Consider the following 22,663-nt stretch of genomic DNA (forward strand, 5'->3'; position numbering starts at 1 on the left):
CGGCAGCGAACGGAACTTCGTGCAGGTTGCAGGGTTAAACATCTGACCTGTCGCTGAACCGCGATGATGCCGTCACCCCATCGGAACACTTCTTACAGCCCAGTTTGGAGGCTCGTAGCGGAATGGCCCGTTCCAAAGGTCTATCCAACCATAACATCATCGTCATCGGCGCGTCGGCCGGCGGAATCGAGCCGTTGAAGCAGATCGTCGCCAACCTTCCGGCCGATCTGCCGGCGGCCATCTTTGTCGTGTTGCATATCGGCCAGGTCAGCTGCCTGCCGGAGATCCTGGACCGCGCGGGCACGCTCAAAACGCAGCCGGCAACGAACGGCGAAGAGTTCAGGACCGGCTGCATCTATGTCGCGCCGCCCGGGTTCCATCTTCTCCTTCACGATGATCATATGATGCTGCGGCGCGGCCCGCGCGAGAATCTTGCCCGGCCGGCCATCGACCCCTTGTTCCGCTCGGCGGCGCTGAGCTACGGCGCGAGTGTCATCGGGGTTCTGCTGTCGGGTGCGCTTTCCGACGGCACCGCCGGGTTGAGGGCCGTCAAGTCCGTCGGCGGGCTGGCAGTCGTCCAGCACCCCAAGGACGCGCTGGTGCCCGGGATGATTGAAAGCGCACTGCGCTATGTCGAGGTCGACCACTGCCTGCCCGCCGCCGAGCTCGGCCCTTTGCTGGCAAAACTTGCGGTCGAGCCGGCCGGAGAATCCTTTCCTCCCCCGCCGGCGGTTAGATTGGAAGCGGCTATTGCCGCGCAGGAGCATTCGACGATGCAAGAAGCGGATCGACTTGGCGAATTGTCGGTGTTTACATGCCCGGAATGTCACGGGCCGTTGTGGGAGATCGAAGACGGTGACATGCTGCGCTATCGGTGCCATACCGGGCATGCCTTCACCACCGACGCGGTGATGGAGATGCAGGCGGTGGAGGCCGAAGAGATCCTGTGGAGCCTGCTCCGCTCGCATCAGCAGCGGGCGGCGTTTGCCAGGCGTATGGCAGAGCGGGAGCGGGCGAAGCGCCGCTCTGGACTCGCCGCCGAAATGGGCAGGCGGGCGAAGGAATATGAGGCGGATGCCGCTGTGATCGAACGCATCCTCGGAAGCAGGCGGGTTCAGGTAAGGGGCAATGGCGAAGTCAGCGCGGAAGGCAAGTACTCACAAGGCAAGGGTTAGTTCGCGCGACGACGAAAAGCAGCCGGCGTCCTTCCCCATTGTCGGCATCGGCGCATCGGCGGGTGGCATCGCGGCATTGCGGAGCTTTTTTCCCGAAGTGCCCGCCGACAGCGGCTTCGCCTATGTCGTCATCCAGCATCTCGACGCCGAGCATGAAAGTGCGCTTGCCAGCATCATCCAGCGCTCAACCGCGATCGCAACGCAAACAGTTGCCGAAAGCGTAGAGGTCAAACCCGACAACATCTATGTGATCCCGCCAGGTGTTTCGGTGAGGATTGAAGAGCGGCGCTTTCACTTGGTCAAGATCGCGGCCGCGCGCGACAGACGGGCGCCGATCGACGATTTCTTCATCTCGCTTGCGCAGGAGCAGGCCGAGAACGCCGCCGGGATCATTCTTTCCGGAACCGGCAGCGACGGCACCGTCGGCTTGAGGGCCATCAAGGAGCGCGGCGGACTGACGCTTGCGCAAGAGAGCGCCGAATATGACGGAATGATGCGCAGCGCCGTCCAGAGCGGCCTGGTCGACATGGTGCTTCCCGCGGAGGAGATGGCCGGCAAGCTGGTCAGCTATTTCACCCACGCGAGCCGCACAGAAACCGAGCGGGACCGGCGCAAGCGCGAAGTGACCGAACAGCTTTCGCGCATCGCCGCCCTGCTTCGCTCGCGCACAGGCCATGATTTCAGCGGCTATAAGGACAACACCATTTTGCGGCGCATCCAGCGCCGCATGCTGGTGCTGCAGATCGACGATCCCACCCTCTTCTACCAGCGGCTACGCGAGGACCCGCAGCAGGTCGATCTTTTGTTCCAGGACCTGCTGATCGGCGTCACCAGCTTCTTCCGCGACCCGCAGGCTTTCGAGGCTCTCGAGCGTGTGGTCATTCCCCGGCTGTTCGAGAACCGCAAACCCAGCGAAACGATCAGGGTATGGGTGCCGGGCTGCGCCACAGGCGAGGAAGCGTATTCGATCGCCATGCTCTTGAAGGAGAACGCGCCGCGCGGCGCCGCCTCGCCCAACTTGCAGATCTTTGCCACCGACATCGACGAGCGCGCGCTGGAAGTAGCGCGCGCCGGCCGCTACTCGGCGACGATCGCGCCGGACATAACGCCGAAGCGGCTGAAGGAGTTCTTCTCGCGCGAGGACGGTACGTACCGCATTTCCGCAGACTTGCGGGAGATCTGCCTGTTCTCAGTGCACAATCTCTTGCGCGATCCGCCCTTTTCGAAGCTCGACCTGATCGCGTGCCGCAACCTTTTGATCTATATGGGCCCGGAACTACAGGAAAAGATCGTCCCGATCTTTCACTACGCCTTGCGCAACAACGGCTATCTTCTTCTCGGTTCCTCGGAGAACGTCACGCGCCATCCACAGCTGTTCTCGACGGTGGATAAGACAAGCCGCATCTTCCAGAGGCGCAACGGGGCCACGGCACATCGGTTGCCGGAATTCCCGCTTGTTACAGCGGCGAGATCGACGGATCCAAGTGCGCGCCGGCGGGCAACGGCCGGAACCCTGCAGGAAATCGCGGAGCGTTTGCTCGTCGAGCGCTATTCGCCGGCCTACGTGATCGTCAATGCCGCCGGCGAGATGATGCACAGCTCAGGCGGCACGGGCAAATATCTGGAGCTCGCTGCCGGCGCCCCCAGCCACAACGTCTTCTCCATGGCGCGTCGCGGGTTGCGCATGGATCTGAGGGCCGCGCTCCACAAGGCCGTAAGCACCGGACAGGTGGCGGTCCAGAATAAGATCAGCATCGGCACCAATGGCGGGCGTCAGACGATCAGCCTGGCTGTGCAGCCGCTTCCGGGCGATGGTTCTTCCGACCCGCTCTTTATGCTGGTCTTCCGGGATGTCGGCGGGATCAAGCCGGAAGCCGAGGACGAGGCCGTCCACACAACCGACGATGTCGAAAGCGCCAATGTCAGTCAGCTCGAAAGGGAGCTGAGGGAAACCAAGGAGCGTCTGCAGATCACGACGGAGGAGCTCGAATCCTCCAATGAGGAGCTGAAATCCTCGAACGAGGAGCTTTCCTCGATCAACGAGGAGCTGCAGTCGTCCAACGAGGAATTGGAGACCTCGAAAGAGGAGCTCCAGTCGATCAACGAGGAGTTGCACACCGTCAATGCCGAGCTCAGTCTGCGCGTCGACGAGCTCACCCGCGCCAACAACGACATGGCGAACCTGCTCGAAAGCACGCAAATCGCCACCATCTTCCTCGACCGCGACCTCTGCATCAAGAACTTCACGCCGACCGCGCGCGACCTGTTCCGGCTGGTGGAAAGCGATGTCGGACGGCCGCTGGCGCATGTCCGTCCGCGCTTCACTGCCGACGGCTTGCAGGCCGACATGGAACAGGTGCTGCAAAGGCTTGGCACGATCGAGCGGCAGGTCGAGGGCATGGACAACGGCCAGAGCTATATCATGAGGGTGCTGCCCTACCGGACAGTCGACAATATCATAGCGGGCGTCGTCGTCACCTTCGTCGACATCACCCAGATCACGCAGGCCGAGAAAAGGATCGGCGCGCTCTCGCATGACCTGCGCAACCGCGGCGAAAGCCTGGGAGCCCTGCTCGATCTCGTGCCGATCGGCATCTTCATCGCCGAGGATGGCGCCGGCGTGGAGATCCGCGCCAACCGGCGCGCGGCGGAGCTGTTGGGTCGGCCCGCTACCGGCACCAAGCTGATATCCGTGCCCGCGATCCTGCCGCTGACTTTCAATGGAACCAAGGTCGGCACCGATGACCAGCCGCTGCTCAAGACAATGCGCACCGGCAGGGCAATTCCGGGCTATGAAGCGAGGATCCAGCATGAGGACGGTACCGCAATCGACGTTATGATGTCGGCCAACCCGCTGTTCGACGAAAAGGGCAAGGTCCGCGGCGCCATTGCGGCGCTGGTCGACATATCCAGTCACAAGGAGGCCGAGCGCAGCCAGGAAAGGCTGCTGCACGAATTGCAGCACCGCGTGAAGAATATCCTGGCCACGGTCACCGCGCTGACGTCCCGCATGGTTCGCACATCCAGTTCGATGGGCGATTTTTTCACGTCCTTCCAGCAGCGGCTGCAGGCAATGGGTCGAACGCACGACGTGCTGTCTTCCTACAACTGGACGGATGCCGATCTCGAGCAGTTGCTGCGGGCAGTCCTGTCGCCTTACAGCAGCAAGGAGCGCCAGAATATCATCATCCTCGGAAGCCCTTTGCAGCTGGGCGCGAGCGCGGCCGCGACACTCGGCATGGTATTCTTCGAGCTTGCCAGCAATGCCGCGAAATACGGAGCCCTATCGACAGAGGACGGTCGCGTCGAAGTAGCCTGGAACACCGACAAACCGGGCATTCTGTCAATCCGCTGGAGGGAAATCGACGGACCTGTCGTCGAAGAGCCGCTAAGGAGGAATTTCGGAACGACCTTCATCCAGCAAAGTTTGGAGTACGAGCTGGGAGGGAAGGTCGATCTGAGGTTCGAACGCTCCGGACTTGAATGCGACATAGAAATTCCGCTGGCGTCAGGCACGGGTCGCTGACATTTGCCGCTGAGCGATGAGGAGTGGACACAACATGCTCTTGTCCGGCCTGAATGTCCTTGTGGTCGAGGACGTGTTTATGCTTGCGGAGGACCTCACCGACCAGTTGACCCAAGCAGGATGCACAGTGATCGGCCCGGCACCTACGGTCAGACAGGCGCTTGCACAAATCGAGGGCGTTGCTCTGGACGGAGCCGTGCTGGATGTGAACCTTCGAGGCGAGCAAAGCTTTCCCCTGGCCGAGCATCTCACGCTCGGCGGTGTCCCTTTCATTTTCCTCACCGGCTACGACAGCATCACTGTCTTTCCCGACCAGTTTCGCGACAAGCCCAAGCTGTCGAAGCCGGTCGATTACAACCTGTTGATCGAAGCGGTGTCGCGGTTCCGCAAGAGCGATGCGCCGGACTGAGAAAGCCTGGCCTACGACATGGTGCGATCGCCTATCAACCGGCTCGCAAGCTCGACCAGATGCCGGATCGGCGCAGGCTTCGGCAGAAAAGGCACGCCATGGAAGACAGGCGACTGGAAGGCCGGATCGTAGCCCGAATGCACGACAAAGGGCACACCCGCCTCCTTGAGGCGAGCGGCGGCGGCCCCCCTTTGGCCGTCGAGCAATTGGATGTCGATGATGGCCAAATCCGGTTGGTTGTCGTCCAGCCAGGTCGCGGCTGCCCGTTCCGAGGCCACGCAAGCCACCTCGAAGCCGAGTGCCCTTAAGCCATCCGCCACGTCGCAAGCGATCAGATATTCATCTTCAATGATCAGTGCCAAGGGCGCTCCCATAACGACCTCCTCTGACACGCTTACCTCCTCCTGGCACACTTGTTGTACTCCGCCGGCGAGGGAAGCGCACGACGTTTTGCCCGCAAACGGCTGCGCGGCTGCCGATAGGATTCGGGCCGGCTTGGTCCAAGCCTGCGTCCTCGCCCCGGCTGAGCTGGATCACGTCGAGGTCTGACAAGGCCGCGCGGGCCTCGAACAGGCGAAGAAATTCCGGCCTCAGCCCATCTCCCCGTGCGGCGGCAATCGCGTGCAGGGGCATAAAGGTCTTTATCGTCCGATCCTTCACAGACTTGCCTCCATCACAATGCGGCGGCCTTTTCCCGCCTTGCCTCATCGAAATCGACCGACAAGATTACATCGCCGTCGCCGCCGCGAACCCGAACCGCCCAGCCCTCCCGCCGAGCTTCGGCAGCCGGATCGTCGAGAAGATCGATCGCGGAGCGCAACGCTTCATCATGAACAGCTTCGAGGTTGGGCAATTCCACCCCTTCTAGCCGCCTCAAACTGCCACCGTCACGATATTCGAATGTGTAGAGATCCTGGCCCACGTCGGTTGGCCTCTCGACGGCGGGTCGGACGGCATCCACGGACCCGTCCTGGCTGCCTTGCGCAGACCGGCCGCCGAATGCAGCACACTGAACCATCAGCTCTTTGGCGCGATCGACAAGCGCGGCATCGCCGGGCAACGGGTCGGACACAACCATGGTGACAGCGATCTTTTCCCCGCCCTCGCCGAGAAATTCGACCGTCACGTCTCCAGGACCGGCATGTATCGCTGTGTCGAGAACTTGCATTCCTGCCTCTTCGTCTCCGTGTCGAGGATACAAAGCTCGCCTGCTCCTGAAAGTTCCGCCCGAGTTCACGAATCGGCTTGGATAGCCGCGCCCGACATCCCGCAACGCTCGCGATGAACTCGAAGGCAGCGCCTGATCGATATCCGTCTTAATGGCGCGGTTGGAACAGCGGGGCCGGAAGCAGGTTTGGAAACAAAGGAGGCGCCGAATGTCACCCAACCAACGCACGCCCGCCGAAGCCCGCGGCGAAATCCAGGCCGGCAGGACGCAGGACAAGACCCCTGGGTTCGACCCTGCGGCGGCGCCGCAGGAGACGGATGCCGAGGCCGGCGATGTCCCGACTTCCGCCAAGCCGGCAGGGCCGCGCGAACCGAGCTTCACCAACCAGGCAAGCTTTGCCAACGCGATGCGGCCGCCAGAGAACGCGCCCGGCCTGCAGCCGCGAAGGAACGGCCCGGTGCTGGTGATCGTGGCGCTGGTCGTCCTGGCCGCGGTTGTGTTTCTGCTCGCCGCGATCTTCCGCCAGGTATGAAAGGAACATCGTTCCCCGTCCCAGGTTTGATAGCGCAAGGAGGTAATTGTGATGCCGCGCTTGAGAAGTTTGTTTCGTCATCTATGGCGCTGGAAAGCGCAGCCGACCACGAACCCGTCTCCGGTGGACGCCATCGTGCGGCTGCTCCGCGAAGCCGAAAAGCAAGGCAGATCCCGGCGTTCGGGATAATGGCTGAAAGCGTCTGTCGGCTAGCGTCTCCGGCGGATCGAGCAGTCGCCGCAGTCAGTCCTCGTCATAGATATGCTCGTGGATGATGCCGAGGATCTGCAGCTTCACCGTTTCGCGGGCCTCCGGCCGCACGAAAGGCATCAGAAGGTCGACCGTCTCCTCCACCCGCCGCGGCAGGTCGGCGCTCGGATCGCTCAGATAACTGCCATGGGCGTATAGGTTTTCGGTCAGCTTCTTGTTCAGGTCGGAAAAGAGTCCCATGGTCATTGCTCCTTGCCGATCCAACAGCCGGAGCGCCCACGCGGTTCCCACTGCCGACGCCATTCGGGAAACCCCGCGCCGGGGATGGCTACGATCTTGGAACGACGCCCGGGCCGACGGACAGCCGCTCGATTGAGCGCAACGGAATAGATGCGGCTGCCCGACCCCGCCTGCCGCGCGCCATTATAGGGCTCCTCCCCTCCAACGGCGCCAGGTTTTCGGCCTCTCAACCTTTCTGGCTGCGCTCGACGAACTTGTTGAAGCGGCTCGTTCCACCGCTGCCGGCTTTATCCTGATGCAGGAAGGCGAGATCGTTCTCGTCGAAGATGCGGAAGAATTCGTCCCATTCGATTGGCTCGAGCGTGTCTTCGGGCTCGCCGAAGTCAATGCGCAGAATGCCGCCCTTGCCTTTCGTGCGAACGACAGCCGGCTGGCCATTCCGTTCTTCTACCCACTTGCGGATTTCGTCGTGGTTGGTGGTCGTCTTGGCCTCGGACATGGACTTTCCTTTCTGCAGCGGGGACCGATGAACGGTCCTAACGGCAGCCAACAGGCAATGTTCCAGATGGTGGAACGGCTCCCTGTCGAAGCTGCGGCACCCCCCTGCGACGGGAACTTTGTTGAAGCAGGGAACAAACCTTTTGCCGCGCAGTTCGGGGCGCCGAAGCCAAGTCCACAAGGGAGTCATCGTGAAACGTGTATTGGTTACGGGAGGTTGCGGCTTCATCGGCCGCCACGTCGCCCAGGAACTCACCGACCATGGCTATCAGGTGCGCCTGCTCGATGCGCTTATCGATCAGGTGCACGGCGCCGAAGCCATCAACCTCCCTGCGGGGGCGGAACTGATCAAGGGCGACGTGCGCGACCGCGACACTGTCGCCGAAGCGGTTTCCGACGCCGATGCCGTGATCCATCTGGCGGCCGAGGTTGGCGTCGGCCAGTCCATGTACGAGATCGCCCGCTATGTCGGCGCGAACGATCTCGGCACCGCGGTGCTGCTGGAGACATTGATCAAGCATCCGGTCGAGCGGATCGTCGTGGCGTCTTCCATGAGCATCTATGGCGAAGGCCTCTATCAGACTCCGGACGGCGAGCGGATCGACAATGCGCGCCGAAAGCCTGCCGATATAAAGGAGGGCCGCTGGGATTTGGTATCGGCGACCGGCCAAGCACTGTCGCCTCTTCCGACGGACGAAGAGAAGCGGCCCGATCTCGCCTCGATCTACGCGCTGACCAAATATGCGCAGGAACGCGCGGTGCTGATCTTTGGCCAGGCCTACGGCGTCGATGCCGTCGCACTGCGCCTGTTCAACGTGTTCGGCGCCGGACAGGCGCTTTCCAATCCCTATACCGGGGTCCTCGCCAATTTCGCCTCGCGCCTCGCCAATGGCAAACAGCCGACGATCTTCGAGGACGGCGAGCAGAAGCGCGATTTCGTCCATGTGCGCGATGTCGCCACCGCGTTCCGCCTGGCGCTGGAGCAACGCCAGGCAGCCGGCCACGCCATCAACATCGGCAGCGGCCGAGCCTATTCGATCAGCGAGGTGGCCCGGCTGCTTGCCAAGGCCATGGGCGTTCCGAAGCGCCCCGCCGAAATTCTCGGCAAGGCGCGCTCCGGCGATATACGCAACTGCTTCGCCGACATTTCCAAGGCGCGCGAATTGCTCGGCTTTGAGCCGAAGCATCGACTGGAAGATTCGCTCGGCGAATTCGCGGCATGGGTTCGCAACAGCGTCGTTATCGACCGCGGCGCGGACATGCGGCGCGAGCTGGAAGAGCGGGGATTGGTCTCATGACCCAGGGCCACCGGCATCCGCGCAAGGCACCGATAGCCGTCATTGGCGGCAGCGGCTTCATCGGCTCCAACCTGGCCGACAGCCTGCTATCCGACGGCGAGGCCGTGCTGGTCGTCGACAATCTCAGCCGCCCCGGCGTCGAGCAGAATCTCGACTGGCTGGCGCAAAAGCACGGCGATCGGCTGAGCGCCAAAATCGTCGACATACGCGATGCCGGCGCACTGGCAGCGGCGCTGGCACCGGCAAAGGCGATCTTTCACCTCGCCGCCCAGACCGCCGTGACGACCAGCCTGACCGATCCCGCGCAGGATTTCGACATCAACCTCAAAGGCACGTTCAACGTGCTGGAGACCGCTCGCAGCACCGGCGCCCCCGTAGTCTTCGCCAGCACCAACAAGGTCTATGGCAGCCTGCCCCAGATCGCGGTGCGGCAAGCCGACGATCACTACGAGCCGCTCGACGAGAAGGTGCGCGCGGGCGGGGTCGATGAGAAGGTAGGCCTTGATTTCTGCACGCCCTATGGCTGCTCGAAGGGCGCGGCCGATCAGTATGTGCTCGACTATTCCAAATCCTACGGACTGCCGACAGCGGTGCTGCGCATGAGCTGCATCTACGGGCCGCGCCAGTTCGGCACCGAGGACCAGGGCTGGGTCGCGCATTTTCTTCTCAGCGTCTTGTCCGGCCGGCCGATTACCGTTTACGGCGACGGCAGGCAGGTGCGCGACATCCTGCATGTGTCCGATGCCGTAGCCGCCTATCGCGGCGTGTTGGCCAGGATTGAGGCCCTCAAGGGCCAGGCGTTCAACCTGGGCGGCGGCCCGGGCAATGCGGTCAGCCTGCGCGTGCTGCTGGCGGAGATCGCCGATATGACGGGCAGCGACGTCGCGCTTCGCCACGACCGCGAGCGCGTTGGCGACCAACCCTTCTTCGTCGCCGACACGCGCAAGCTGCAAGCAGCGATCGGCTGGCAGGCGCGAGTCCCATGGCGCGAAGGCGTCAGCGATCTCGCCAGCTGGCTGCTGCGGCATCGGCTCCAACCGCACCCCGAAGCCACGAGGTACGTCGCATGAAGGTAGCGCTGGTCAATCCTCATTGGACATACGAGCACAGCATCTATTTCGGCTGCCGCCAGCCGCATCTGCCGCTGGAGCTCGGCTACTCGAAGGCGATGCTGGAAGCCGAAGGGCACGACGTGCTGATGCTGGACGGCTTGCTGCAAGGGCTGGACAACGCCGCCCTTGCGGAAAGCGTTGCGGCTTTCGCACCGGATATGACCGTCGTGACAACCGCGCCGACCTATCTGTTCTGGCGCTGCGCGCCGCCCGAGCTGCGCGTGCCGGCGGAATTCCTCAATCATCTCGCCGGGCGCGGCGGACGCGCGGTGGCGGTCGGACCGCATGGCTCGGCAACTCCGGCGCCGACCCTGCGCAAGCTCGGCGTCGATGTCGTCGTGCGCGGTGAATGCGAAGAGGTCGTGACGGAGCTTGCACGGCAAAGCGACTGGAGCAAGGTTGCGCATACGGCCCGGCTCCAGGACGACTTTCCAGTGTGCAATGGCGGGGTGCATGCCAGCCCGTTCGTCGATCATCCTGCGCTCGCCTGGCCATCCGACTGGATCGCCGCGCATGGCCACCACCACCACAGGTTCGATGCCCACCAGAAGGGCGCCGGCGCCGAGGTGGAAGCGTCGCGCGGCTGCCCCTACAATTGCAGCTTCTGCGCCAAGATCGATTTCCGCGATGCGTATCGGCGCAGGAAGCACGATGCCGTCATAGCCGAGATCGACGGTTTGATCGCTCAAGGGGTCGGCTACATCTACTTCATCGATGAAATCTTCCTGCCGCAGAAGGCGTTGCTGGAAGCGCTGGTCGACCGCGATATCCAGTTCGGTGTCCAGACCCGCATCGACCTGTGGAAGCCGGACCTGCTCAAGCTGCTCGGCGAGGCCGGCTGCGTCTCGATCGAAGCCGGCCTTGAAAGCCTGACCGTCGAGGGCCGTGCGATGCTCGCCAAGCGATGCCGGCTCGACACGGAGGATCTGGCCGCGCTTTTGGTCGATGCCCGTCGCCATGTGCCTTTCGTTCAGGCCAATCTGATCGGCGTGGTCGAGGACGATCCGGCGCTGGTGGACCATTGGCGCAAGCACCTCATCGATCACGGCGTTTGGGCGAACGAGCCCGTGCCGCTCTATCCCTATCCGAGCTCGCCCAGCTACCGCGAACTCTGGGGCGAACCCGACGATATTGCCTGGGAGCGAGCGCATGAGCACTACCTCGCCTCCTTCCGATCCTTCAGCGACATCCAGGACCAGCGTCCGCACGCGCTGGCTGAGTTGGAGTCCTCATGCTGCAATCACTGACCCATCGTCCGCGGCGCATTCTGATGACGACCGACGCCGTCGGCGGAGTCTGGCGCTATTCGCTCGATCTGGCGCGAGAGCTGGCGGCCAGCGGCGACAGCATCGTGCTTGCCGGGCTGGGACCCGAACCTTCCTCCGAACAGGCCCGGGAGGCGCGGTCCTTCGCCACGCTGGTTTGGCTGAAATGCCCGCCGGACTGGATGACGCGCGACACGAAAGATCTCGACCGGTTGCCCAGCGAATTGCAGGAGCTTGCGTCGGAATATGCAATCAATCTCATACACCTCAATGCGCCGGCGCAGGCAGCCGGTCTTGAGCTGACTTGTCCAATCGTCGCGGTATCGCATTCCTGCGTGGTCACATGGCTGCATGCAGTGCGGGCGCAAATGCCCGAGGGCGATTGGGCTTGGCAACGAGAGCGCAACCGGGCGGGATTCGACCGCGCCGAAGCCATTGTCGCGCCGAGCCGAAGCCATGCCGCCATGCTCGGAGCCTGCTACGGCCCGATCGCCGGCTTGAGCGTCGTCCACAATGGCGCGCTCCCCGGTCCGGCAGGCGCGCATCGCGAGTCCTTCGTTCTCGCTGCCGCCCGCTGGTGGGATGAGGGTAAAAACGGGTTGGCGCTCGATGCCGCGGCTGCTTTGTGTGGCCCTCCCGTTTTCGCCGCAGGCGAAACGGAAGGCCCGGACGGACAGCGCCTGTTCTTCGACAATTGCATCTCGCTCGGCTCGATCAGCCATTCAGAGGTTCGGCAATTGATGGCGCGGGCCAGCATGTTTGTCTCGCCGTCCATCTACGAGCCTTTCGGGCTGGCCGCTCTGGAGGCAGCCTCTGCGGGCACCCCCCTGGTGCTGGCGGACATCGCGACCTACCGCGAGATCTGGGACGGAGCAGCGGCGTTCTTCGACGCACGCGATCCCCATGCGCTTGCCGGCTGCATCGCCAGGCTCTCGCATGACGAAAGCTTGCGGCGCCATTTCGGTCAGCGCGCCGCCCGAAGGGCGCGCAAATTCTCGCTCAGCGCCCAGACGGCGCGGATGCGAGAGGTCTACGATCGGGCGGCGACGGCCATGGCAGGGCTTTGACCATGCGCTTCCTGTTTTACACCCACTCCGCCGTTTCCGACTGGAATCACGGCAACGCGCATTTCCAGCGCGGCATCATGCGCGAGCTCGTCGCGCGCGGACATGAGGCGGTCGCGCTGGAACCTGCCGACGGCTGGAGCCGATCGAATCTGCTCGCCGAGCAAGGCCCTTTCGCTGTCGAGCGTTTCCGCAAGGATTTCCCGGAGCTGATGGCGCTGACCTATGGCCCCGGCTTCGCGCATGAAGCCTGGCTCGCCGGCGCGGATGTCGTGATCGTTCACGAATGGACGGACAAGGATCTTGTCGCGCGCATCGGACAGGCGCGAGCCTATGGCAATTTCACGCTCCTGTTCCACGACACTCATCACCGCGCCGTATCGGCGACGCAGGCGATAGCGGCACTTCAGCTCGAGCATTATGACGGAGTGCTGGTCTTCGGCGAGGTGCTGCGCGAGAGCTATCTTCGCGCCGGCTGGGGCAAACGGGTCTTCACCTGGCATGAGGCGGCGGACGACCGGCTGTTCAAGCCGTGCCCGGATGTCGAGCCCGTCTCCGACCTCGTCTGGATCGGCAATTGGGGCGACGACGAACGCAGCGCCGAGATCGCCGAGTTCCTGATCGAGCCGGCGAGCGCTCTCGCGCTGTCGGGAACCGTGCACGGCGTGCGCTATCCGACCGACGCCCGAGCCGCCCTTGCCGAGGCAGGGCTGCGCTATGATGGCTGGATTGCCAATGCCGACGTGCCGAAGAGCTTCGCCCGGCATCGCGTCACCATGCACATCCCCCGCCGGCCTTATCGGGAGAGCCTGCCCGGCATTCCGACCATACGCATGTTCGAGGCGATGGCCTGCGGCATTCCGCTGGTCTCGGCGCCATGGTCGGATGTCGAAGGACTGTTCCGTGCCGGCACGGATTTCCTGTTCGCCCGGAACGGCGCCGAGATGCGGGATCACCTTCGCGACGTGCTGAACGACAGCCAGCGTGCGGAGGCGCTGGCTGCGTCCGGTCGGGAAACCATCCTTGCGCGCCACACATGCCGACACCGCGTCGACGAGTTGTTCGACATCCTCGCCGCATGCGGCAATCGCGAGGTCGCTGAAATCAAACCTGCAAGGGAGGCCGTTGCATGAAGATCGCCTTTTACGGATCGAGCCTTCTGTCGTCCTACTGGAACGGCGCGGCCACCTATTATCGGGGCTTGCTCAAGGCGTTGTCGAAGCGCGGCTATGACATCGTCTTCTATGAGCCCGATGTCTACGATCGCCAGAAGCATCGCGATATCGAGGCGCCGGACTGGTGCAGCGTCGTCGTCTATGAGCCGACAGCGCATGCGCTGATGCAGGTCGCCTCGCGCGCCGCGCAGGCAGACGTCGTGGTCAAGGCAAGCGGCGTCGGCTTCGAGGACGAGGCGCTGCTGCATGCGGTTCTCGACAACGCTCGCCCGGATGCGCTGACCGTGTTCTGGGACGTCGATGCGCCGGCGACCCTAAGCGAGCTGCGCAATCATGCCGAACACCCGCTGCATGAGGCGTTGAAGAGGATCGGCCTTGTGCTGACCTATGGCGGCGGCGATCCCGTGGTTTGGGACTATCGGGCGCTCGGCGCCGCGGAATGCGTGCCGATCTACAACGCGCTCGATCCTGAGACACATCATCCGGTCGCCGCGAATCCGCGCTTTGCCTGCGACCTGGCTTTCCTCGGCAATCGGCTGCCCGACCGCGAGGCGCGCGTCGACGCCTTCTTCCTCGATCCGGCCCGTGTGCTTGGCAGCCAACGCTTCCTGCTCGGCGGATCCGGCTGGGGCGACAAGCCCTTGCCGGCGAACGTTTCGTGGCTCGGCCATGTCGGTACGCGCGATCACAACGCCTTCAACGTGACGCCGAAGGCGGTGCTCAACATCAGCCGCGACAGCATGGCGGCCAACGGGTTTTCGCCCGCGACACGTGTCTTCGAAGCGGCCGGCGCGGGCGCATGCCTAATCACCGATGCCTGGCTTGGCGTCGAGTTGTTCCTGACCCCAGGCGAAGAGATTCTGGTCGCGCGGGACGGTGCCGACGTCGCCGAGATCGTGCGCACGCTGACCCCGAAACGGGCGAAGGCGATCGGCGCCGCAGCGCTGCGGCGCGTTCTGGCCGAGCATACCTACACGCTGCGAGCCCGGCTGGTGGACGACATCTTCAAGGCGCATTTCGAGCGCCGGGCAATGGAGGCCGCGGAATGACGAAACCGCTCGACATCGTTTTCCTCGGACTTTCGTTATCCTCATCCTGGGGCAACGGCCACGCGACGACTTTCCGGGGACTGCTGCGCGCGCTCAACGAGCTCGGCCATCGCGTCACCTTCCTCGAACGCGACGTGCCCTGGTACGCGCATCACCGGGACCTGCGCGACCCCGATTTCTGCGACTTGCGCTACTACCAGACAGTCTCCGAGCTGCCCCGCAATCACCGGCAGGAGTTGCAGCGTGCCGACGCGGTGGTGATAGGCTCCTTCGTGCCGGAAGGCAGGGCCATCATCGACGACCTCGCTTCGCTGTGCACTGGACAGTTCTGCTTTTACGACATCGACACGCCGGTGACGCTGGCGCGGGTTGCCGAGGACGATTGCGACTACCTTGCCCGCAGGCAGATCCCCTATTTCGACGTCTACTTCTCCTTCACCGGCGGACCGACGTTGCAGCGCCTCAGATCGGAGTTCGGCGCCCGCCGAACAGAGCCGCTCTACTGCTCGGTTGATCCAAAGCGACACCATCGCACCAGAGACGCGATCGAATGGGATCTCGGCTATCTTGGAACATACAGCGCCGACCGGCAGCTCGCCCTCGAAGCGCTGCTGCTGGAGCCGGCGCGCCGCCTGCCGGAGCGCCGCTTCGTCGTCGCCGGCTCGCAATATCCGTCCGATATCGCCTGGCCGGACAATGTCGAGCGGATCGAGCACCTGCCGCCCGCCGAACATGCCGCCTTCTACAGCCGCCAGCGTTACACGCTGAACCTTACGCGCGCGTCGATGATCGCGGCAGGATGGTCGCCCAGCGTGCGGCTCTTCGAGGCCGCTGCCTGCGGCACACCGATCATCAGCGACCGCTGGCCCGGTCTCGATAGCTTCTTCCCAGAATCGACGATCGAGACCGCAGCCAGTGCCGGCGACGTGCAGGAAATCCTCACAGCCAAATCGGAGCGGGCCAGACTCGATATGGCCCGTTCGGCACGCGAGGCGGTGCTTGCAAGCCACACCGGCGGCGCTCGGGCGCGTGAATTCGTTCAGGCTTTGATCCAGTCTGTCCATGCGCGCGCGGCGATCGATCTGAACGTGGAAAGTGCAGCATGAATAGCAGACAGGAGACTTTGCAGATGCGGCGATCAAGAAGGGTTCAGCAGACACAGACGGCGCTTGTCGCCGGCGGTGCCGGTTTCCTCGGTTCGCATTTATGCGAGGCCTTGCTTCACGAAGGGTATCGCGTCATATGCGTCGACAACTTTCTTACCGGCCGAATGGAGAATGTCAGCTCGCTGATCGGCCAAGCCCGGTTCCGGCTGATCGAGCAGGACGTTTGCGTCCCGCTGGAACTCGGCGAGACTGTCGACCGCGTTTTCAACCTGGCCTGCGCGGCATCGCCGCCCCGCTACCAGGCCGATCCGGTCCACACCACGCGCACCTGTGTGATCGGAACGCTCAATCTGCTCGAGCTCGCCGCAAGCAACGGCGCCCGCTTCCTGCAGGCGTCGACCAGCGAAGTCTATGGCGATCCGGAACAGCACCCACAGCGCGAGGACTATGTCGGTCACGTCAACTGCACAGGACCGCGCGCCTGTTATGATGAAGGCAAGCGCACCGCGGAGACGCTCTGCTTCGATTATCTGCGGGCCGAGATGGCCGATATCCGCATCGCCCGCATCTTCAACACCTATGGTCCCAGAATGGACCCGGCCGACGGCCGCATCGTGTCCAACCTGGTCATGCAAGCGATCGAGAAACGGCCGCTGACGATATTCGGCGACGGCCGGCAAACCCGGTCATTCTGCTATGTCAGCGACATGATCGAAGGATTGCGGCGCCTTATGGATGTCGATCCCAATCCGCGACAGCCGGTCAATCTGGGCAATCCCGGCGAGTTTTCGATCCTCGAACTGGCAAGGCTGGTTCGGGAACTGACCGGCACCAAATCGCCCGTGAAATTCCTGCCCTTGCCGCAGGACGACCCGCGCCGCCGGCGGCCGGACATAGGCCGCGCAAGGGCGCTTCTCGGCTGGTCGCCCAAGGTGCCTCTCAGGCAAGGCCTGCTGCAAACCATCGCCTTTTTCTCGAGCCTCGACGACCTCGCGATGGAGCCCATCGCTCCGGTCAACAGGACTGAGGCCGGAAAAGTTCGGAACCTTCAGCTCTGACGCGGTGGCTTCTTTCGCCGTAGCGGAACAACCGACCGGGATTGCGGTTGGACATGACAACCGTCATGGAGAAGAACTGTGCAGCCGAAGCGACCAATCAAGGACATCGACCAGATGGCGGCCGCCGAAACCGCCGCGTTCCTGCGGCGAGCCTCCATCACCTATCTCGAATGTTGCGTCAGCCTCATGATGACACATCTGCAGCGCGAGGAAGTGGCCACAATTCTGGAGCAGGAAGCGGACATGCTGCGCAGGCTGGACTGATCAGGTCCTCGCGCGCTCGATAAAACGCGAAAGCCCGGTTTCGTAGCGGTCGGCGGCGCGCGTGGCCCTTACCCGCTCATCGCCGTGTGTCGACTGTCCGGCCATCGTCCATAGCCCAAGCTGGAAGGCGAGATAACAGGGCTCCATGTAGTCCACCAAAGAATGATCGACGGCACGCGACACTTGTGCCTCAATGCCTTGGACGAGCCTCGAACGCTCGGCGGCGGAAAGCTCATATTCCACCGTCGCGCCTGCAATGTCCCAGGCTATGTCCTGACAGCCGACAATGTCATGCGAGCGGCAATGGTCGACGGCGTCCGTCTTGAGCAGGGTTCCCTCCGGCCGAACCAGAAACTCCCACGGGTGCAGGCGTCCGTCGATCTCGATCCTCCGCAGGAAGGGATGTGAGGAGTGGCGTGCGAACCAACCCTTTAATGTTTCGGCCGGCCCTTCCCCCAAGGCTTCTCTGCAGTTTCGCACGGCCATGTCTGCAAGCCCATCCGGCGACGCGCCGGCCTCTTCGGTCTGCAACTCGGCAGCGCGCCAGCCGAGATAGCGTCCAAGCCATTCGACCAGCAGGTCTCTGTCCAGCTCTGTCCGATCCAGCCTGTCCGCCTCTGTCCAACGCTCGATCAGGAAGCCGTGGCAGAGTCCGGCAGGCTGCGTTCCAAAACCGGCCCTGTGCACCGACCTCGCCGTGTGCAGCTTGTGCTGCCCGGTCCCGCCGAGACCGGCGAACTTGACCAACCAACGCTCCGTGCCCGCCAGTGCCATGAATTTTCGCCGCTCAAAGCCGGCAAACACCGGAGGCCAATGCTCCGGTGGCGTGGAAATATGCTTGCGCCATTCGCCGCCGGAAATCTCGCAGAGTTCGACATCGGGCTTGCCGAGCAGGTTCGCCACCCAGTGGCGAAGGTTCGGCGCGACCCATCCATCGAAGGCCGCTTCGAAATCCGCGACATGGCGCGAGCAGTGGCTCCAAATAGCCTGCATGTCTGCGGAAGCTTGCACGCCCGGCCCGCCGCGGTGGCTCGGGAACAAATGAATACGCTCCTGGTCGATGCCCTGCCGGCGCAGCCAGGCAACGACAGCATGAAAGGAACTGCCGGAGAGGCCCGGACCTTCATCAACGATGGCAAATTTGGCATGAGGTCTGTCGCGCCAGCCGCCGAGGAGTTCGGGCGCGGCGCATATGTGGCGGCTAAACGGGTGCCCGATCGGCCGCACACTGACGGGCGGCGGCGCATGCAGCGCGGCGGCGACCATCGCCGCTAGGCCGAGACCGATGCCGCGGATCCCGATGACGCAGGTGTTTGCGTCGAGGCCCGACTGCAGCGCCGCAAGCAGATAGGTTTCCGGATATAGCGCATAAAGCGCGTAGCCTTCGGCTGGGCCGGTGATTATTTCGCTGCTACAATCGATGGTGGCAAGCTTCGCAAGCAGCAACGGGTCGAGCGCTCCGCTCCGGACAAATCCTTGTTGCCAGGATCGCAGCACTTCCTCCGACAACTCGACGAGAATTTCCGACCCCAGCTTCTGTGTCGACGAATTGCAATCGGCACCCCTGGTGCCGAATTCCGCATCGGCAAGGCCTTGCACAAGTTCGGAGGCGCTGACGAAAAGATCGACCACGGCGGCGTGACGTTCGATACCGGCGGGCAGACCGCCGATTGCTGCCGCTGCGGCCAAGGCAGCTTCCCTGAGCTGTTGTGCGCTGCGCGTTCGCTTGTGGTCGCCGAAGACGATCATGCGGCTCCTATCCCGCTGTCTGGCCGCCAACGCGAAGCGGCGCCTCTTTGATCCGAGATCCGGCTCAGCAATTTTTCGCGGCGCGAAGGAACATTCGAGGTCGCTCCCGGTTCGGCGCGAGGAACTTACCTTCAGCAAAGAGGCAGCGGTTTCGTGACATCGAAGAAAGTTCGCATCGGCATCGTTGGCGTGGGCAATTGCGCGTCATCTCTTGTGCAAGGTCTCTCCTACTATCGCCACGCCAACGGCAACGAGCCGATCCCCGGGCTGATGCATGCCGACCTCGGCGGCTATCATGTCGACGACATTGAGGTCGTCTGCGCCTTCGATGTCGCGAAAAACAAGGTTGGGCGCGATGTGGCGGAAGCAATCTACACCGCGCCCAACAACACCTTCCGTTTTGCTGATGTCGCGCCGACCGGCGTCCGTGTGGAGCGCGGCCCAACACTCGACGGCATCGGCAAATATCTCCGAGACGAGATCGAAGAGTCGGATGAACCGGTAGCAGACGTAACCGGCCGGCTGCGGGAGAGCGGGGTCGAGGTGCTGATATCCTATCTTCCGGTCGGCTCCGAACAGGCGACGCGCTTCTATGCGGAATGCGCGCTTGAGGCCGGCTGCGCCTTCGTCAATTGCATTCCTGTCTTCATCGCCTCGCGGCCGGAATGGCGCCAGCGCTTCGAGGAGCGCGGCCTTCCCCTCGTCGGCGACGACATCAAGAGCCAGGTCGGCGCAACAATCGTGCACCGGCTGCTCGCCAATCTCTTCCGGGAGCGCGGCGTGCGCATCGATCGCACCTATCAGCTCAACTTCGGCGGCAACACCGACTTCCTCAACATGCTTGAGCGCGAGCGGTTGGAATCGAAAAAGATTTCCAAGACGCAATCCGTCACCAGCCAGATCGACGTTCCGCTCGAGGCCGGCAACATCCATGTCGGTCCCAGTGACCATGTCCCGTGGCTGACTGACCGCAAATGGGCCTATATACGGGTCGAAGGCACCACCTTCGGCGGCGTGCCGCTCAATGCCGAGCTCAAGCTGGAGGTCTGGGATTCGCCCAATTCCGCGGGCGTGGTCATAGACGCCGTCCGCTGCGCAAAGCTGGCCCTCGACCGTGGCATTGCCGGCGCGCTCACAGGCCCCAGCAGCTACTTCATGAAGTCGCCGCCCCAGCAGTTCACCGACGCCGAGGCGCGGCTGCGCACATTGGCCTTCATCGCCGGCGGGGACGAGCCGTTGCTCGATGCCGCCGAATGACCACGACTTTCTTTCTCATCCGCCACGCGGCTCATGATCATGTCGGGTGCTACCTGGCCGGGCGGCTCGATGGCGTTCGCCTCGGCGAGGCCGGACAGGCGCAGGCGCTGCATCTCGCGCGCCGCATGGCGCGCGAGCCGCTCGCCGCCATCTTGAGCAGTCCGCGCGAACGCACGCTGGAGACCGCGAAGCCGATCGCGATCGCCTGCGAGGTCGAGAAGATCGCGATCTGCAAAGAACTCGATGAGATCGACTTCGGCGAGTGGTCCGGCAAGACCTTCGAAGAACTGAACGGCGACGCAAGCTGGCGGCTTTGGAACGACCAGCGCCAGAGCGCCCGCACGCCGAGCGGCGAGACGATGCTGGATGTCCAACACAGGATCGTCGGCCTGATGGACGCGTTGCGCGAGAATGGGCAGGGTCAGTGCATCGCTCTTATCAGCCACGCCGACGTCATCAAGGCGGCCGTCTGCGCGATTCTCGGCCTGCAGCTCGGCGACTGCTTCCGCTTCGATATCTCGCCGGCCTCGATCACCACAGTCGTTCATGGCGACTGGGGTTCCAAGCTCATCCGCCTCAACGAACTCCCCTGACGGAGCGGCTGGCGATGCGCATGGTCATATTCGGTCTCACCGTCACGTCCTCATGGGGCAACGGCCATGCCACGCTCTGGCGCGGGCTGATAGGCGCTCTGGCCCCATTTGGCTGGTCGATCAGCTTCTTCGAGCGCGACACGCCCTATTACGCCGGTGCCAGGGACCTCGACCGGCTCGATGCTTGCAACATCATTCTCTACCCGGACTGGGAGAGTATCCGCCATGAGGCTGAGGCTGCGATACGGCAGGCCGACGTGGTGATAGTCACCTCTTATTGTCCGGACGCCGTGAGGGCCTCGCGGCTCGCCAACGAGAGCTGCCGCGGGCTGAAGGTGTTCTACGATCTCGATACACCGGTAACGCTGGCGAGAATCGAGCAAGGTGACTATCCGGCCTATTTCGAGCCGGATGGCCTGCGCGATTTCGACCTGATCCTGAGCTATACCGGAGGACCGGCGATCGATGCGCTGAAGCGTATTCTCGGCGTGCGCTATGTCCTGCCGCTCTACGGACATGTCGACCCCAACCGGCACCGGCCGGCCCCGCCACGGTCCGAGTTCGCCGGCGATCTCTCCTATCTCGGAACCTATGCCGAGGACCGGCAGGCGGCCGTGGAAAGACTGCTCGTAGCTCCAGCGGCCCAACTGCCGAACCGCCGCTTCATCATCGGCGGCGCACAATATCCAGCGGACTTTCCATGGAGCGGCAATATCTTCTTCGTCAGGCACCTGCCGCCGGCGGATCACCCCGCCTTCTTTTCCTCCTCGCGCCTGACGCTGAACGTCACCCGCGAGGCGATGGCGCGCAAGGGCTGGTGCCCGTCAGGCCGGCTGTTCGAGGCAGCTGCCTGCGGCGCCGCGATCATCTCCGACGATTGGGCCGGCCTCGACAGCTTCTTCACGCCCGGCAGCGAGATTCTGTTGGCACACACTACCGGCGATGTCGTCGCCGCGCTTGGCCTGTCGGACAACGAAATCGAGACGCTTGGCCGCCGCGCCCGTGAACGCGTCCTCGACGAGCACACGTCCGCGCACCGCGCCGCCGAACTCGATCGCATCTTGAACGCCGCCGCTTCCATGGCAGGTGGAGCAATGGAGGAAGCCGTCTGATGTTGGGGATCGTGCCTGCCGCAGGCCGCGGCAGCCGCATTCAGCCGCTGGGTTTTTCCAAGGAGCTGTTGCCGGTCGGCAGCCGGCTGGACGGGCAGACCGAGCGCCCCTGCGCGGTGAGCGAATATCTGGTGCGGCGGATGGTCCGAAACGGCGTCAACCGCATCTGCTTCATCATCGGTTCCGGCAAGTCGGACATTCTCGAATATTATGCCGCGGGTTATGACACCGCCGCAGCAATCTTCGTCGCGCAGCCCTCCCCGATCGGACTGTGCGATGCGATCTTCCGTGCCGAGCCGCTGGTCACGCCGGAAGAAACGGTCCTGATCGGCCTGCCGGACACGATCTGGTTCCCCGAGGACGGCTTCTGCCGGCTGGCCGACGACCGGCTGTCCTTTCTGATGTTTCCGGTCGATCGCCCGGAACTGTTCGATGCCGTCGTCCTGGATCAGAGCGGACGTGTCAAGCAAATCCAGGTCAAGCAAGCTGATGCCGCAACAAACTGGGTCTGGGGCGCCTTCAAGATGCCTGGCCGTATCTTCCACCAGCTCGCGGCACTGTGGCGCCAGCGCGACGGCTTCGACGAGTATTTCGGCACGCTGATCAACGCCTATCTCGCAGCCGGAGGCGAGGCTTACGGCGTCAAGGCCGGAACGGCCTATGTCGACGTCGGCACTTTCGATGGATATCGCACGGCGCTCAGGCTGCTCGAAAGCAACGATGTCGTTGAAGATGAGACCCCGCCGATGCTCGCATCGCAAGATCTCTCAACGGTGCCAACCCTTCCAGGCGAAGGAGCTTAG

22 protein-coding genes are annotated in these 22,663 nt (G+C 63.5%); 17 read left to right on the forward strand and 5 right to left on the reverse strand.

Going from position 1 to position 22,663, the window contains the following annotated elements; all coding sequences use genetic code 11:
• The first annotated feature begins 122 nt into the window (after positions 1-122).
• From LB552_RS11885 to LB552_RS11895, 3 genes are read left to right on the forward strand one after another with little or no spacing between them, the layout of a single operon-like run.
• Complete coding sequence (locus tag LB552_RS11885) at positions 123-1,175, forward strand: chemotaxis protein CheB (RefSeq protein WP_224605631.1); 1,053 nt, start codon at positions 123-125, stop codon at positions 1,173-1,175.
• Positions 1,129-4,701: a CheR family methyltransferase gene (locus LB552_RS11890; protein ID WP_224605634.1), complete on the forward strand. Its 3,573-nt coding sequence runs from the start codon at positions 1,129-1,131 to the stop codon at positions 4,699-4,701. Before LB552_RS11885 ends, LB552_RS11890 begins: the two co-directional genes overlap by 47 nt.
• Before the next feature lie 34 nt (positions 4,702-4,735).
• Positions 4,736-5,110, forward strand: coding sequence for a response regulator (locus LB552_RS11895; RefSeq protein WP_224527708.1), 375 nt, complete (start codon positions 4,736-4,738; stop codon positions 5,108-5,110).
• Between the two features lie 11 nt (positions 5,111-5,121).
• Here LB552_RS11895 and LB552_RS11900 read toward each other — a convergent pair whose 3' ends face one another.
• Positions 5,122-5,472 carry a response regulator gene (locus LB552_RS11900; RefSeq protein WP_224605637.1) on the reverse strand — a complete coding sequence of 117 codons (351 nt, stop codon included), beginning with the start codon at positions 5,470-5,472 and terminating at the stop codon, positions 5,122-5,124.
• 311 nt (positions 5,473-5,783) lie between these two features.
• Positions 5,784-6,278 (reverse strand): DUF6894 family protein, encoded by a 495-nt coding sequence (locus tag LB552_RS11905; RefSeq protein WP_224527702.1) that lies wholly within the window; start codon positions 6,276-6,278, stop codon positions 5,784-5,786.
• A 208-nt stretch (positions 6,279-6,486) separates the two neighbouring features.
• Here LB552_RS11905 and LB552_RS11910 point away from each other — a divergent pair, with 208 nt between their 5' ends.
• Positions 6,487-6,810 carry a hypothetical protein gene (locus tag LB552_RS11910; RefSeq protein WP_140542275.1) on the forward strand — a complete coding sequence of 108 codons (324 nt, stop codon included), beginning with the start codon at positions 6,487-6,489 and terminating at the stop codon, positions 6,808-6,810.
• A 243-nt stretch (positions 6,811-7,053) separates the two neighbouring features.
• On the opposite strand, the gene LB552_RS11915 is transcribed toward LB552_RS11910, so the two are convergent.
• Both LB552_RS11915 and LB552_RS11920 read right to left on the reverse strand, forming a co-directional pair.
• Positions 7,054-7,260: a hypothetical protein gene (locus tag LB552_RS11915; RefSeq protein WP_140542319.1), complete on the reverse strand. Its 207-nt coding sequence runs from the start codon at positions 7,258-7,260 to the stop codon at positions 7,054-7,056.
• Between the two features lie 226 nt (positions 7,261-7,486).
• On the reverse strand, positions 7,487-7,759 hold the full coding sequence (locus LB552_RS11920) for a hypothetical protein (RefSeq protein ID WP_140833344.1): 273 nt from the start codon (positions 7,757-7,759) through the stop codon (positions 7,487-7,489).
• A gap of 190 nt (positions 7,760-7,949) precedes the next feature.
• Between LB552_RS11920 and LB552_RS11925 the strand changes: the two genes are divergently transcribed.
• The 9 genes from LB552_RS11925 to LB552_RS11965 all read left to right on the forward strand — a co-directional run bounded on the left by LB552_RS11925 (position 7,950) and on the right by LB552_RS11965 (position 17,149).
• Positions 7,950-9,056: an NAD-dependent epimerase/dehydratase family protein gene (locus LB552_RS11925; protein ID WP_224605639.1), complete on the forward strand. Its 1,107-nt coding sequence runs from the start codon at positions 7,950-7,952 to the stop codon at positions 9,054-9,056.
• The gene (locus tag LB552_RS11930; protein WP_224605641.1) at positions 9,053-10,126 is read left to right on the forward strand and encodes an NAD-dependent epimerase/dehydratase family protein; all 1,074 of its coding nucleotides are present in this window, start codon (positions 9,053-9,055) and stop codon (positions 10,124-10,126) included. The genes LB552_RS11925 and LB552_RS11930 overlap by 4 nt, the downstream gene beginning before the upstream one ends.
• Positions 10,123-11,415, forward strand: coding sequence for a TIGR04295 family B12-binding domain-containing radical SAM protein (locus LB552_RS11935; protein ID WP_224605643.1), 1,293 nt, complete (start codon positions 10,123-10,125; stop codon positions 11,413-11,415). The genes LB552_RS11930 and LB552_RS11935 overlap by 4 nt, the downstream gene beginning before the upstream one ends.
• Positions 11,400-12,500, forward strand: a complete 1,101-nt coding sequence (locus tag LB552_RS11940) for a glycosyltransferase family 4 protein (protein WP_224605645.1) — start codon at positions 11,400-11,402, stop codon at positions 12,498-12,500. Before LB552_RS11935 ends, LB552_RS11940 begins: the two co-directional genes overlap by 16 nt.
• 2 nt (positions 12,501-12,502) lie before the next feature.
• Positions 12,503-13,630, forward strand: coding sequence for a glycosyltransferase (locus LB552_RS11945; RefSeq protein ID WP_095768867.1), 1,128 nt, complete (start codon positions 12,503-12,505; stop codon positions 13,628-13,630).
• Complete coding sequence (locus LB552_RS11950) at positions 13,627-14,721, forward strand: glycosyltransferase (protein WP_224551593.1); 1,095 nt, start codon at positions 13,627-13,629, stop codon at positions 14,719-14,721. The genes LB552_RS11945 and LB552_RS11950 overlap by 4 nt, the downstream gene beginning before the upstream one ends.
• Positions 14,718-15,827: a glycosyltransferase gene (locus LB552_RS11955; protein WP_224605646.1), complete on the forward strand. Its 1,110-nt coding sequence runs from the start codon at positions 14,718-14,720 to the stop codon at positions 15,825-15,827. Before LB552_RS11950 ends, LB552_RS11955 begins: the two co-directional genes overlap by 4 nt.
• Positions 15,824-16,885 carry a UDP-glucuronic acid decarboxylase family protein gene (locus LB552_RS11960; RefSeq protein ID WP_411965891.1) on the forward strand — a complete coding sequence of 354 codons (1,062 nt, stop codon included), beginning with the start codon at positions 15,824-15,826 and terminating at the stop codon, positions 16,883-16,885. Before LB552_RS11955 ends, LB552_RS11960 begins: the two co-directional genes overlap by 4 nt.
• 78 nt (positions 16,886-16,963) lie before the next feature.
• Complete coding sequence (locus LB552_RS11965) at positions 16,964-17,149, forward strand: hypothetical protein (protein ID WP_095768871.1); 186 nt, start codon at positions 16,964-16,966, stop codon at positions 17,147-17,149.
• On the opposite strand, the gene LB552_RS11970 is transcribed toward LB552_RS11965, so the two are convergent.
• Positions 17,150-18,898 carry a hypothetical protein gene (locus tag LB552_RS11970; protein ID WP_224605649.1) on the reverse strand — a complete coding sequence of 583 codons (1,749 nt, stop codon included), beginning with the start codon at positions 18,896-18,898 and terminating at the stop codon, positions 17,150-17,152.
• A gap of 153 nt (positions 18,899-19,051) precedes the next feature.
• On the opposite strand from LB552_RS11970, the gene LB552_RS11975 reads away from it, so the two are divergent.
• From LB552_RS11975 to LB552_RS11990, 4 genes are read left to right on the forward strand one after another with little or no spacing between them, the layout of a single operon-like run.
• Positions 19,052-20,155 (forward strand): inositol-3-phosphate synthase, encoded by a 1,104-nt coding sequence (locus tag LB552_RS11975; protein WP_224605651.1) that lies wholly within the window; start codon positions 19,052-19,054, stop codon positions 20,153-20,155.
• A complete protein-coding gene (locus tag LB552_RS11980) occupies positions 20,152-20,748 on the forward strand; it encodes a histidine phosphatase family protein (protein WP_224605652.1) in 597 nt (198 codons plus the stop codon). The genes LB552_RS11975 and LB552_RS11980 overlap by 4 nt, the downstream gene beginning before the upstream one ends.
• Before the next feature lie 14 nt (positions 20,749-20,762).
• Complete coding sequence (locus LB552_RS11985) at positions 20,763-21,860, forward strand: glycosyltransferase (RefSeq protein ID WP_224605653.1); 1,098 nt, start codon at positions 20,763-20,765, stop codon at positions 21,858-21,860.
• Positions 21,860-22,663: a nucleotidyltransferase family protein gene (locus tag LB552_RS11990; RefSeq protein ID WP_224605654.1), complete on the forward strand. Its 804-nt coding sequence runs from the start codon at positions 21,860-21,862 to the stop codon at positions 22,661-22,663. Before LB552_RS11985 ends, LB552_RS11990 begins: the two co-directional genes overlap by 1 nt.

The sequence above is a fragment of the Mesorhizobium sp. CA7 genome, from assembly GCF_020165015.1.
GTDB lineage: Bacteria > Pseudomonadota > Alphaproteobacteria > Rhizobiales > Rhizobiaceae > Mesorhizobium.

Bases quoted from the DNA above. Each gene is read 5' to 3' on its own strand.
- LB552_RS11915 (WP_140542319.1), bottom strand. From the start codon at position 7,260: ATGGGACTCTTTTCCGACCTGAACAAGAAGCTGACCGAAAACCTATAC.
- LB552_RS11885 (WP_224605631.1), top strand. From the start codon at position 123: ATGGCCCGTTCCAAAGGTCTATCCAACCATAACATCATCGTCATCGGC.
- LB552_RS11955 (WP_224605646.1), top strand. From the start codon at position 14,718: ATGACGAAACCGCTCGACATCGTTTTCCTCGGACTTTCGTTATCCTCA.
- LB552_RS11890 (WP_224605634.1), top strand. From the start codon at position 1,129: ATGGCGAAGTCAGCGCGGAAGGCAAGTACTCACAAGGCAAGGGTTAGT.
- LB552_RS11950 (WP_224551593.1), top strand. From the start codon at position 13,627: ATGAAGATCGCCTTTTACGGATCGAGCCTTCTGTCGTCCTACTGGAAC.
- LB552_RS11990 (WP_224605654.1), top strand. From the start codon at position 21,860: ATGTTGGGGATCGTGCCTGCCGCAGGCCGCGGCAGCCGCATTCAGCCG.
- LB552_RS11940 (WP_224605645.1), top strand. From the start codon at position 11,400: ATGCTGCAATCACTGACCCATCGTCCGCGGCGCATTCTGATGACGACC.
- LB552_RS11980 (WP_224605652.1), top strand. From the start codon at position 20,152: ATGACCACGACTTTCTTTCTCATCCGCCACGCGGCTCATGATCATGTC.
- LB552_RS11910 (WP_140542275.1), top strand. From the start codon at position 6,487: ATGTCACCCAACCAACGCACGCCCGCCGAAGCCCGCGGCGAAATCCAG.
- LB552_RS11985 (WP_224605653.1), top strand. From the start codon at position 20,763: ATGCGCATGGTCATATTCGGTCTCACCGTCACGTCCTCATGGGGCAAC.
- LB552_RS11905 (WP_224527702.1), bottom strand. From the start codon at position 6,278: ATGCAAGTTCTCGACACAGCGATACATGCCGGTCCTGGAGACGTGACG.
- LB552_RS11960 (WP_411965891.1), top strand. From the start codon at position 15,824: ATGAATAGCAGACAGGAGACTTTGCAGATGCGGCGATCAAGAAGGGTT.
- LB552_RS11970 (WP_224605649.1), bottom strand. From the start codon at position 18,898: ATGATCGTCTTCGGCGACCACAAGCGAACGCGCAGCGCACAACAGCTC.
- LB552_RS11935 (WP_224605643.1), top strand. From the start codon at position 10,123: ATGAAGGTAGCGCTGGTCAATCCTCATTGGACATACGAGCACAGCATC.
- LB552_RS11945 (WP_095768867.1), top strand. From the start codon at position 12,503: ATGCGCTTCCTGTTTTACACCCACTCCGCCGTTTCCGACTGGAATCAC.
- LB552_RS11895 (WP_224527708.1), top strand. From the start codon at position 4,736: ATGCTCTTGTCCGGCCTGAATGTCCTTGTGGTCGAGGACGTGTTTATG.
- LB552_RS11920 (WP_140833344.1), bottom strand. From the start codon at position 7,759: ATGTCCGAGGCCAAGACGACCACCAACCACGACGAAATCCGCAAGTGG.
- LB552_RS11930 (WP_224605641.1), top strand. From the start codon at position 9,053: ATGACCCAGGGCCACCGGCATCCGCGCAAGGCACCGATAGCCGTCATT.